Below are 12750 nucleotides of genomic sequence, written 5' to 3'. Positions count from 1 at the left end.
GTCGTCAGAACGGGGCATCGCCCTGGATGGTGGTGCGATAGAGCTTGCGCCGCAGGTGCGCGGGGCAGCCGGTGGCGAGGTGGATCAGCGAACGGTTGTCCCAGAACACCAGGTCGTGGGGCTGCCACTGATGGCGGTAGATGTTCTGCTCGAGCACGCTCAGGGCATACAGCTGCTGCAGCACGTCGCGGCTTTCGTCGTCCGGCAGGCCGACGATGCGGGTGGTGAAGCCTTCGCTGACGAACAGCGCCTTGCGGCCGTTTTCCGGGTGGGTGCGTACCACCGGGTGGATCACTTCCTGCACCTGGGCCAATTGCTCAGCGCTGAGGGTGGGGCGCCAGTTGCCTTCGAACTTGGTCTCGGCATACCGGGCCGTGTAGGAATGGGCCGCGTCGCGGCCGGCGATTACCTTGCGCAGGGCTTCGGGCACGGCGTCCCAGGCTTTGTGCATGTCGGCGAACAGCGTATCGCCACCCTCGCTGGGCAGCTCCTGGGCATGCAGCATCGAACCCAGGCTGGGGAGCTCTTTATACGACAGGTCCGAATGCCAGAACTTGCCAGCATCGCCCAGGCCGACGTTGCGACCGTCTTCGACGATGTTGGAAACGATCAGGATTTCGGGGTGCCCGGTCAGCAGGAACTGCTTGAGCACATGAATCTGCAGCTCGCCGAAACGGCGGCTGAAGCTGATCTGTTGCTCCGGGGTGATGCGCTGGTCGCGGAACACCAGTACATGGTGATCGAGGTGGGCGCGATGAATTTGGGTGAAATCCTCGGCGTTGACCGGTCGGGTCAGGTCCAGGCCGATGATCTCGGCACCGACGGCACCGGAGAACGGGCGGATTTCAAAGTTTTGCGGCTGGGCGCTGTCGATGGACGACAAGGCGTTCGAGGCGGCGGACATGGTTCACTCCCACGCAGTGCGCGACGTCAAAGGCGCGCAACGATCAGAAACGCACGGGGATTTCCCGTGTGGGTTCAAGTCGTGCGGCGCATCGATTGGTCGACGGGTACGCAGTGGGAGCAACTATAAAGTCATAAGAAAGATATTTTAAATATCTTTAATGAATAACCATATCACTGTAGATCGGGGCTGATCCGCGGTCAGATCAACCCGCCCTGCTCTTCTTCATCGATCAGGTTGTTCAGGCTGCCCAGCGCCTTGCGCGCCTTGGAACGGTTAAGCAGCTTGGCCTGCGCCCCGGCCGGCAGGTCGGTGATGCTGAACACACCCTTGGCGGTCAGCACATCGATCAAGTCCTCAAGCACGCGGATCATGTCCAGATCACTTTGCTTGAGCTCTTTGAGGCTGTTTTCCACTTCGTCGTCGGCAAACCATTCCTGAACGTCGGCATGGTCAGCAGGGAGTATTTCGGTGAATTCGTCAAAAGAGGCTGCTTCTACCCGCAGCAACTGGCCGCTAGCGTTGCGTTGCACGTAGAACATGGCGGTGTCCCTCGTCACGTTGGTTCCTTGTTGGTAGACAGCAGCATAGGCAAAGATTCCCGGGCACGCAGGCCCGGCGCACGAGTATGCGCTGTCAGGGGAAGGCAGGAAAGAGCCGGCACCCACCCGGGCGGTCGTTTCGACCGCCCGGGTGGGCTGGGCATCAGCTGTCTTTGTTATCGATACGGATGGTCGGGTCGCCACCGCTGATCAACGAGTTGATCGAGGTATTGGACCAGTTGACCCCTTCCAGCTTGATCGTCACATCGGCGTTGGCCAGGCCACCGGTGGCGTTGAGTTTGCCCTCGCTGCTGACCTGCAGCGTCGAGGTGCCGTCCACCGTGGTGATCTTCAGGTAGTTGTCGATGGTGCTGCCCTTCTCGAACTGAAGCAGATCCTTCAGATCGATACGGTCACCCTCGGCCACCTTGAAGTCCTTGATCACGTCGTTGCCGACATCGCCCGACTTCCACACGAAGGTGTCCGCACCGCTACCGCCGATCAGGATGTCATCGCCTTGGCCACCGATCAGGATGTCCTTGCCGGTACCGCCCAACAGGATGTCGTTACCTTTGCCACCATCGAGCGTGTCATCGCCACCTTGGCCGAAGAGGATGTCGTTGCCATTGCCGCCCGACAGGAAATCCTTGCCGTCGTTGGCACCGGAGATATCGAACTCGGTGTAGTGCTCGGTGATGTACTGGTGGACATTGTTGGTGGTGATGGCACTGGCCTCGACACCGCTCTTCTGCGCAACGTACGCCTGCAGGGCTTGGTAGCCCTCGCTGACGACACCGTTGAGGGTGATCAGGTCACCGAAGATGATGTCGTTGCCGTTGCCGCCATCGACCTTGTCGGCGCCTGGCAGGGTCGCCTCGGAATGCCCGAGGATCGCGCTGGCCAGGTTGGATGGGTCGATATTGGCCTGCGGCTTGCCGGCGCTGTCGTATGGCTTCAGATCTGTCAGGCTGACATCGCTGTTCAAACCAATTGCCTGAACCTTGCTTACACCGTTAGTCCCACCCAAGAGGGCGAAGCTGGCAGACGTGTTGCTCGCCGAATCCGCGTAGTTCCAGGAATCGGCATAACCGGTACCGCCCAGGCCGGAGAACTCGTAGGTGCCATCCCCTTGAGCATGAATCGTCCCGATCGTGCGGGTGGAATCAAGCACCAGGTTGCCCCAACGGTTTTCTGTGTAGGTCAGCACTTTGAGGCTGCCTTCGCTATTGATTTCAACTTTGTGCGTTGCGTCGGCCCAGACACTGAAGGTGTCACCCACCTTGTAGTTGTTGACGTTGACTACGTCATCCAGGTACTTGCCGCCGCTCCACAGGCGGTAGTTGGTCGTTTCATTGGTCTGGTAATAGGTCGGCTTACCGTCGGTGATGAAGTAGGTCAGGTTCTCTGCACCGCTGTTACCGGTAGCCATGGTGCTCTTGAAGAAGTTGGCCGTGGTTTTGAACACATCCTCATAGTTGGTACCACCGCCGTAACTTGAACCACCCACCATCGAGTCCAGCACCGCCTGAAGCTTGGTCAGTGCGTCGGTATCGGCAAGATTGACCGCCACGTTCTTGTTTACCTGGGTATCGAAGTCGGCGATGAAGATATTCACCGTCCCCGAAGTATCAGCGCCCAGGCTGGCTTTCAACGTCTGGAACACCGATGCCAACTGGGCCTTGGCCGCGGCGACGGACTGGTTGCTCATACTGCCCGAGCTGTCGACCATGAAGGCAATGTTGTAGTTCTTGCCCGCAACCACGTTCAGGCCAGCCACGTCGGCGACGATGATGTCGTTGCCTTCGCTGCCATTGATGGTGTCATCGCCCGAAGTGCCCACCGTCGCCTTGTAGGTGGCGCCGTAGACAGTGACCGGGATCTTGCCGGTGATGCTGTCCGAACCGCCGAGGCTTTCGGTGGCCGTGGAGGTGACGGTGATGTCGAACGTGCCTTTGTAGTAGGTCGGCGGGGTCAGGGTCAGGCCGCTGAGTTTCCAGCCTGTCACGTCCACCGGCGTACCGCCGACAGTCACGGTGTGGCCCGCGCCATCGCTCAGCACAGTCCCTTTCGGAATGCCGCTGAGGGTCACGCTCAAGGTTTCGGAACCATCGGTGTCGGTCAGGCCGGTGCTGATACCGACCAGCTTGACCGAGCCACCTTCCGGCCCTTCGTTGAGTTTGTAGCCGTCGTAGTAGCTCTGGCCATTGACGGTGTGCAGATCGGACACGCCCAGGCCAGCGTTGGCCATCTCGGTCACGTTCTGGTACATCGGGATGTTGCTGCTGCTCAGGTCGGTGACGGCACCGGAGCCCGCCTGAATGTTCAGGTCATAGCTACCAGGGCCTGATTGGTTGGCGTGGTAAACCTCGATCGGGTAGTAGCCGCTGGACGTTGGGGTGAAGGTGCCAGAAATCTGGCCACCCGCGCCCCAGGTCGCAGTTACCACGGTCTTGCCACCAATGGTGACCACCAGGCTGTCATCGGCGATGCCGCTGAAGGTGTAGGTCTTGCCGGCTTCCAGGAACAGCAGGCCCGACGTTTTCGAACCGGTGCCAGCGGTGACGCTGCCATCGGACTGCACGTTGGTGGTGGTCGCGCTGGAGGTAGCACTGCCGGAGTTGGCGAAGACCGTTTTCAGCGCATCGCCAGTGATGCCGTTGCCGTCGGTACCCAGCCCTTTGAGGGTGGTCCAGACTTCCTTGGTCAGGCCTTTGGACGCGACATCGGTACTGCCAATCGTCAGGGTCGGTTTGTCGGCCACTGGGCTGATGTCGACCTTCATGGTCACTTCGCTGCCCAGGTTGGTGCCGTCGTTCGGCTTGTACTTGAACTGCGCGTAGTCAGCCTGTTTGTTGCCGACACCCGAGCCACCATAGCCGTCGGTGCCCGACTCGTTCGCCTTCGGCACGAACTTCAGGTAATTGCTGGTGATGTCGGCCTGGCTGACGACCTGGCCTGCTTTCACATCGACCCATGCGGTGCCGTTGTAGAACTTCAGGCTACCGTCGACCGGCAGCGAAGTGATGGTCACGAACAGGCCGGTGTTGCCATCGGCATCGGTGACCTTGAAGTCGTTCCAGGTGAACAGGTAGTCGGTGTCTTCCACGCCATTGACCGCGCCGCCAGTCGAAACCGGCAGGTGGTCGTTGTCGAGGATGTTGGTGGTGACACTCGCCTTGGTGCTATCGACCTGCAGGTTCTCGAAGTTGCCACCGGTGGCAGCGCCGATGGTCACGGTGAAGTTCTCGGTACCTTCAACCAGCTTGTCGTCGATGGTCTTGATATCGAACGTGACGCTGCTGCTGTTGGCCGGGATCTTCACGGTGGTGACCGCGGTGTAGTCCTGGCCGTTAGCGGTGCCGCTGTAGGTCAGGGTAACGGTGACTTCCGCCTTAGCCGGGTTGCTCAGGGTGAGGGTGTATTTGCCGGTTTCACCTTCGGTCAACGAGGTGGTGCCGGTGATACCGATGGTGGTCACATCGCCCTGGTTGCCAGTGCCTGGGGTGCCGACACCTGGCTCGTCGTTGACCACGGTGGTGGCCGTGGTTTTGTCCAGCGTCAGCTGCTCGAACTTGCCGGCACCCACGCCGCCTACCGACTGCAGCGCCAGGCCGACAGAGGTCTGGCCGATGTAGACGTTATCCGGTGCATCCACGTTGATGAAGCCTGTCGCACTGTTGGCCGGCACGTTGATGACGGTTTTGCCGTCGCTCAAGGTGAAGGTCAGGGCGCCGTGGTTGTTGATCGGCAGGCCATCTTTGCTGGTCAGAGTAACGGTGTAGGTGATCACACCGCCTTCGGTGACCGAAGGCGTGGCGGTCAGCTTGGCGATGACTTCGTTCGAAGTGTCCTTGATGTCCACCGAGGCCGAAGGCTTGCTGACCACCAGGTTCTCGAACTGGCGACCATCCGGCACGCTGGTGCCGGTGATGCTGACGGTCAGCGAGCCGGCATCGACGTACACGTCTTCGCCTTGAGCGTCGTGGGTGAAGATGGCCGAGGTTTCGCCCTTCTTGATCACGACCGACTTGCCTTCGGTCAACTGCACGGTGAGGTCCTGGTCCAGGGCCTCTTTGATGCTGATGGTGAAGGTCGGTTTTTCGTTCTCGAAGACCGAAGTCTGGTTGGCAACGATGCTCAGTTCGACTTTGTCGCCCTGGTTGTTGCTGCCAGGGGTGCCTACGCCGGGTTCGTCGTTGACCGTGGTGGTGGCCGGAGCCTTGTCCAGGGTCAGGTTTTCGAACTTGCTGGCGCCCGCGCCACCTACCGATTGCAGGGTCTGGCTGACCGAGCTTTGGCCGATGTAGACGTTATCCGGTGCAGCGACGGTGGCCGTACCGACGGTGCCGTTGGCCGGCACGGTGATGACGGTTTTGCCGTCGCTCAGCGTGAAGGTCAGGGCGCCGTGGTTGTTGACTGGCAGGCCATCCTTGCTGGTCAGGGTCACGGTGTAGACGATCGAACCGCCTTCGGTGACCGAAGGCGTGGCGGTCAGCTTGGCGATGACTTCGTTCGAGGTGTCCTTGATGTCCACCGAAGCCGAAGGCTTGCTGACCACCAGGTTCTCGAACTGGCGACCGTCCGGCACGCTGGTGCCGGTGATGCTGACGGTCAGCGAGCCGGCATCGACGTATACGTCTTCGCCTTGCGCGTCGTGGGTGAAGATGGCCGAGGTTTCGCCCTTCTTGATCACTACCGACTTGCCTTCGGTCAGCTGCACGGTGAGGTCCTGGTCCAGGGCCTCTTTGATGCTGATGGTGAAGGTCGGTTTCTCGTTCTCGAAGACCGAGGTCTGGTTGGCAACGATGCTCAGTTCGACTTTGTCGCCCTGGTTGTTGCTGCCTGGGGTGCCTACGCCGGGTTCGTCGTTGACCGTGGTGGTGGCCGGGGCCTTGTCCAGGGTCAGGTTTTCGAACTTGCTGGCGCCCGCGCCACCTACCGATTGCAGAGTCTGGCTGACCGAGCTTTGGCCGATGTAGACGTTATCCGGTGCAGCGACGGTGGCCGTACCGACGGTGCCGTTGGCCGGCACGGTGATGACGGTTTTGCCGTCGCTCAGCGTGAAGGTCAGGGCGCCGTGGTTGTTGACTGGCAGGCCATCTTTGCTGGTCAGGGTCACGGTGTAGACGATCGAGCCGCCTTCGGTGACCGACTCGGTTGCAGTGAGCTTGGCGATGACTTCGTTCGAAGTGTCCTTGATGTCCACCGAAGCCGAAGGCTTGCTGACCACCAGGTTCTCGAACTGGCGACCGTCCGGCACGCTGGTGCCGGTGATGCTGACGGTCAGCGAGCCGGCATCGACGTACACGTCTTCGCCTTGGGCGTCGTGGGTGAAGATGGCCGAGGTCTCGCCCTTCTTGATCACGACCGACTTGCCTTCGGTCAGCTGCACGGTGAGGTCCTGGTCCAGGGCCTCTTTGATGCTGATGGTGAAGGTCGGTTTTTCGTTCTCGAAGACCGAAGTCTGGTTGGCAACGATGCTCAGTTCGACTTTGTCGCCCTGGTTGTTGCTGCCTGGGGTGCCTACGCCGGGTTCGTCGTTGACCGTGGTGGTGGCCGGGGCCTTGTCCAGGGTCAGGTTTTCGAACTTGCTGGCGCCCGCGCCACCTACCGATTGCAGGGTCTGGCTGACCGAGCTTTGGCCGATGTAGACGTTATCCGGTGCAGCGACGGTGGCCGTACCGACGGTGCCGTTGGCCGGCACGGTGATGACGGTTTTGCCGTCGCTCAGCGTGAAGGTCAGGGCGCCGTGGTTGTTGACTGGCAGGCCATCTTTGCTGGTCAGGGTCACGGTGTAGACGATCGAACCGCCTTCGGTGACCGACGGCGTGGCGGTCAGCTTGGCGATAACTTCGTTCGAGGTGTCCTTGATGTCCACCGAAGCCGAAGGCTTGCTGACCACCAGGTTTTCGAACTGGCGACCGTCCGGCACGCTGGTGCCGGTGATGCTGACGGTCAGCGAGCCGGCATCGACGTACACGTCTTCGCCTTGCGCGTCGTGGGTGAAGATGGCCGAGGTCTCGCCCTTCTTGATCACCACCGACTTGCCTTCGGTCAGCTGCACCGTGAGGTCCTGGTCCAGGGCCTCTTTGATGCTGATGGTGAAGGTCGGTTTTTCGTTCTCGAAGACCGAGGTCTGGTTGGCAACGATGCTCAGTTCGACTTTGTCGCCCTGGTTGTTGCTGCCTGGAGTGCCTACGCCGGGTTCGTCAGTGACAGCAGTGCTGACCGGCGTTTTGTCCAGAACCAGGTTCTCGAACTTGCCGACATCAGCGCCATCTACCGAAGCGATCGATTTGATCACTGGATCGTTAGTACCGGTGTAGACGTTGTCCGGAGCAGTCACGGTGGTGAAACCAGTGGTGCTGTTGGCCGGCACGGTGATGACGGTGGTGCCGTCGCTCAGGGTGAAGGTCAGTGCCGAGTGCTTGTCGATCGGCAAGCCATCTTTGTTGGTCAGGGTGATGGTGTAAGTGATCGCACCACCTTCGGTAACCGAAGGCGTGGCAGTCAGCTTGGCCACCACGTCATCCGTGGTGTCAGTCACTTTGACCGACGCCGCGTCGCCCAGCTGCAGGTTCTCGAAGGCACGGCCATCGATGTCTGCTGCCGACTTCACGCCCAACTCGATTTCGCCGGCGTCTTTGTAGACGTCGTCGCCCTGCGCTTCGTGGGTGTACGGCGCGCTGGTTTCACCGGCCTTGATGGTGACGGTAGCGTTGTTGCTCAAGGTCACGACCAGGTCGTGAGCTAGCGCGGTGTTGATGTGAACGGTGAAGGTCGGTTTGACGTTTTCAGCCACCGATACCTGATCGGCGGTGATGGTGACCTTGACCAGATCGCCTTCGTTGCCAGCGCCTGGAGTACCCGACCCTGGCTCGTCGGTGACAGCGGTGCTGACTGGGGTCTTGTCCAGAACCAGGTTTTCGAACTTGCCGACATCAGCGCCATCTACCGAAGCGATCGATTTGATCACTGGATCGTTAGTACCGGTGTAGACGTTGTCCGGAGCAGTCACGGTGGTGAAGCCGGTAGTGCTGTTGGCCGGGACCGTGATGACGGTGGTGCCATCACTCAGGGTGAAGGTCAGCGCCGAGTGCTTGTCGATCGGCAAGCCATCTTTGTTGGTCAGGGTGATGGTGTAAGTGATCGCACCACCTTCGGTAACCGAAGGCGTGGCAGTCAGCTTGGCCACGACATCGTCGGTGGTGTCGGTGACTTTGACCGACGCCGCGTCGCCCAGCTGCAGGTTCTCGAAGGCACGGCCATCGATGTCTGCTGCCGACTTCACGCCCAGCTCGATTTCGCCAGCGTCTTTGTAGACGTCGTCGCCCTGCGCTTCGTGGGTGTACGGCGCGCTGGTTTCACCGGCCTTGATGGTGACGGTGGCGTTGTTGCTCAGCGTCACGACCAGGTCGTGAGCCAGGGCAGTGTTGATATGAACGGTGAAGGTCGGCTTCACATTCTCAGCAACCGAAACCTGGTCAGCGGTGATGGTCACCTTGACCAGATCGCCTTCGTTGCCAGCGCCTGGAGTACCCGAGCCAGGCTCGTCAGTGACAGCAGTACTGACCGGCGTCTTGTCCAGAACCAGGTTCTCGAACTTACCAACATCCGCGCCATCAACCGAGGCGATCGACTTGATCACCGCGTCGTTGGTACCAACGTAAACGTTGTCCGGGGCAGTCACGGTGGTGAAACCAGTGGTGCTGTTGGCCGGAACCGTGATGACGGTGGTGCCGTCGCTCAAGGTGAAGGTCAGCGCCGAGTGTTTATCGATCGGCAGACCGTCTTTGTTGGTCAGCGTAATGGTGTAGGTGATCGCACCACCTTCGGTAACCGAAGGAGTGGCAGTCAGCTTAGCCACGACGTCGTCGGTGGTGTCGGTGACTTTGACCGAGGCGGCGTCACCCAGCTGCAGGTTCTCGAAGGCACGGCCATCGATGTCTGCTGCCGACTTCACGCCCAACTCGATTTCACCGGCGTCTTTGTAAACGTCGTCGCCCTGCGCTTCGTGGGTGTACGGCGCGCTGGTTTCACCCGCTTTGATGGTGACGGTGGCGTTGTTGCTCAGCGTCACGACCAGGTCGTGAGCCAGCGCGGTGTTGATGTGAACGGTGAAGGTCGGCTTCACGTTCTCAGCAACCGATACCTGATCGGCGGTGATGGTGACCTTGACCAGATCGCCTTCGTTGCCAGCGCCTGGAGTACCCGAGCCAGGCTCGTCAGTGACAGCAGTACTGACCGGCGTCTTGTCCAGAACCAGGTTCTCGAACTTACCAACATCCGCGCCATCAACCGAGGCGATCGACTTGATCACCGCGTCGTTGGTACCAACGTAAACGTTGTCCGGGGCAGTCACGGTGGTGAAACCAGTGGTGCTGTTGGCCGGAACCGTGATGACGGTGGTGCCGTCGCTCAAGGTGAAGGTCAGCGCCGAGTGTTTATCGATCGGCAGACCGTCTTTGTTGGTCAGGGTGATGGTGTAGGTGATCGCGCCACCTTCGGTAACCGAAGGCGTAGCGGTCAGCTTGGCCACGACATCGTCGGTGGTGTCGGTGACTTTGACCGACGCCGCGTCGCCCAGCTGCAGGTTCTCGAAGGCACGGCCATCGATGTCTGCTGCCGACTTCACGCCCAGCTCGATTTCGCCAGCGTCTTTGTAGACGTCGTCGCCCTGCGCTTCGTGGGTGTACGGCGCGCTGGTTTCACCGGCCTTGATGGTGACGGTGGCGTTGTTGCTCAGCGTCACGACCAGGTCGTGAGCCAGGGCAGTGTTGATATGAACGGTGAAGGTCGGCTTCACATTCTCAGCAACCGAAACCTGGTCAGCGGTGATGGTGACCTTGACCAGATCGCCTTCGTTGCCAGCGCCTGGAGTACCCGAGCCTGGTTCGTCAGTAACAGCGGTGCTGACCGGGGTCTTGTCCAGAACCAGGTTCTCGAACTTGCCGACATCAGCGCCATCAACCGAAGAGATCGACTTGATCACCGCGTCGTTGGTACCGACGTAGACGTTATCCGGAGCAGTCACGGTGGTGAAACCGCTGGTGCTGTTGGCCGGGACCGTGATGACGGTGGTGCCGTCACTCAAGGTGAAGGTCAGCGCCGAATGCTTGTCGATCGGCAGACCGTCTTTGTTGGTCAGCGTAATGGTGTAGGTGATCGCACCGCCTTCGGTGACCGAAGGCGTGGCAGTCAGCTTGGCCACCACGTCATCCGTGGTGTCGGTGACTTTGACCGACGCCGCGTCGCCCAGCTGCAGGTTTTCGAAGGTACGACCATCGATGTCTGCTGCCGACTTCACGCCCAGCTCGATTTCACCGGCGTCTTTGTAGACGTCATCGCCCTGCGCTTCGTGAGTGTACGGCGCGCTGGTTTCACCGGCTTTGATGGTCACAACCGCGTTATTGCTCAGCGTCACGACCAGGTCGTGGGCCAGCGCGGTGTTGATGTGCACGGTGAAGGTCGGTTTGACGTTCTCGGCGACCGAGACTTGGTCAGCCGTAATGGTGACTTTGACCAAGTCGCCTTCGTTGCCAGCGCCTGGAGTACCCGAGCCTGGCTCATCGGTGACAGCAGTGCTGACCGGCGTTTTGTCCAGAACCAGGTTCTCGAACTTGCCAACATCCGCGCCATCAACCGAAGCGATCGATTTGATCACCGCGTCATTGGTACCAACGTAAACGTTGTCCGGGGCAGTCACGGTGGTGAAACCGCTGGTGCTGTTGGCCGGCACAGTAATGACGGTGGTGCCATCGCTCAGGGTGAAGGTCAGCGCCGAATGCTTGTCGATCGGCAGACCGTCTTTGTTGGTCAGGGTGATGGTGTAGGTGATCGCACCACCTTCGGTAACCGAAGGCGTAGCAGTCAGCTTGGCCACGACATCGTCGGTGGTGTCGGTGACTTTGACCGACGCTGCGTCACCCAGCTGCAGGTTTTCGAAGGTACGACCATCGATGTCTGCTGCCGACTTCACGCCCAGCTCGATTTCACCGGCGTCTTTGTAGACGTCGTCGCCCTGCGCTTCGTGGGTGTACGGCGCGCTGGTTTCACCCGCTTTGATGGTGACGGTGGCGTTGTTGCTCAGCGTCACGACCAGGTCGTGAGCCAGAGCAGTGTTGATATGAACCGTGAAGGTCGGCTTCACGTTCTCAGCCACCGAAACCTGATCGGCGGTGATGGTGACCTTGACCAGATCGCCTTCGTTGCCAGCGCCTGGAGTACCCGAGCCTGGTTCGTCAGTAACAGCGGTGCTGACCGGGGTCTTGTCCAGAACCAGGTTCTCGAACTTGCCGACATCAGCGCCATCAACCGAAGAGATCGACTTGATCACCGCGTCGTTGGTACCGACGTAGACGTTATCCGGAGCAGTCACGGTGGTGAAACCGCTGGTGCTGTTGGCCGGGACCGTGATGACGGTGGTGCCGTCACTCAAGGTGAAGGTTAGTGCCGAGTGCTTATCGATCGGCAGACCGTCTTTGTTGGTCAGCGTAATGGTGTAGGTGATCGCACCGCCTTCGGTGACCGAAGGCGTGGCAGTCAGCTTGGCCACCACGTCATCCGTGGTGTCGGTGACTTTGACCGACGCCGCGTCGCCCAGCTGCAGGTTTTCGAAGGTACGACCATCGATGTCTGCTGCCGACTTCACGCCCAGCTCGATTTCACCGGCGTCTTTGTAGACGTCATCGCCCTGCGCTTCGTGAGTGTACGGCGCGCTGGTTTCACCGGCTTTGATGGTCACAACCGCGTTATTGCTCAGCGTCACGACCAGGTCGTGGGCCAGCGCGGTGTTGATGTGCACGGTGAAGGTCGGTTTGACGTTCTCGGCGACCGAGACTTGGTCAGCCGTAATGGTGACTTTGACCAAGTCGCCTTCGTTGCCAGCGCCTGGAGTACCCGAGCCTGGCTCATCGGTGACAGCGGTGCTGACTGGGGTCTTGTCCAGAACCAGGTTTTCGAACTTGCCGACATCCGCGCCATCAACCGAAGCGATCGATTTGATCACCGCGTCATTGGTACCAACGTAAACGTTGTCCGGGGCAGCCACGGTGGTGAAACCGCTGGTGCTGTTGGCCGGCACAGTAATGACGGTGGTGCCATCGCTCAGGGTGAAGGTCAGCGCCGAATGCTTGTCGATCGGCAGACCGTCTTTGTTGGTCAGGGTGATGGTGTAAGTGATCGCACCGCCTTCGGTGACCGAAGGCGTAGCGGTCAGCTTGGCCACCACGTCATCCGTGGTGTCAGTCACTTTGACCGACGCCGCATCGCCCAGCTGCAGGTTTTCGAAGTCACGGCCGTCAA

At 60.2% G+C, this 12750-nt stretch carries 3 protein-coding genes; all 3 read right to left on the bottom strand.

Annotation, left to right across the window (positions count from 1 at the left end; genetic code table 11):
• Positions 1-4: 4 nt before the first annotated feature.
• On the bottom strand, positions 5-904 hold the full coding sequence (locus tag OO306_RS23485) for a TauD/TfdA family dioxygenase (RefSeq protein ID WP_265970039.1): 900 nt from the start codon (positions 902-904) through the stop codon (positions 5-7).
• A gap of 200 nt (positions 905-1104) precedes the next feature.
• Positions 1105-1446 (bottom strand): hypothetical protein, encoded by a 342-nt coding sequence (locus OO306_RS23480; protein ID WP_027595105.1) that lies wholly within the window; start codon positions 1444-1446, stop codon positions 1105-1107.
• A gap of 163 nt (positions 1447-1609) precedes the next feature.
• On the bottom strand, positions 1610-12750 hold an 11141-nt coding region (locus OO306_RS23475; protein ID WP_265970038.1), incomplete at its 5' end, for an immunoglobulin-like domain-containing protein.

It is taken from the genome of Pseudomonas sp. DCB_AW, assembly GCF_026240895.1.
GTDB classification, from domain to species: domain Bacteria; phylum Pseudomonadota; class Gammaproteobacteria; order Pseudomonadales; family Pseudomonadaceae; genus Aquipseudomonas; species Aquipseudomonas kermanshahensis.
Note: the sequence above shows the minus strand (reverse complement) of the source record. Positions and strands in the feature narration are given on the sequence as shown.

Bases quoted from the DNA above. Each gene is read 5' to 3' on its own strand.
- OO306_RS23485 (WP_265970039.1), bottom strand. From the start codon at position 904: ATGTCCGCCGCCTCGAACGCCTTGTCGTCCATCGACAGCGCCCAGCCG.
- OO306_RS23480 (WP_027595105.1), bottom strand. From the start codon at position 1,446: ATGTTCTACGTGCAACGCAACGCTAGCGGCCAGTTGCTGCGGGTAGAA.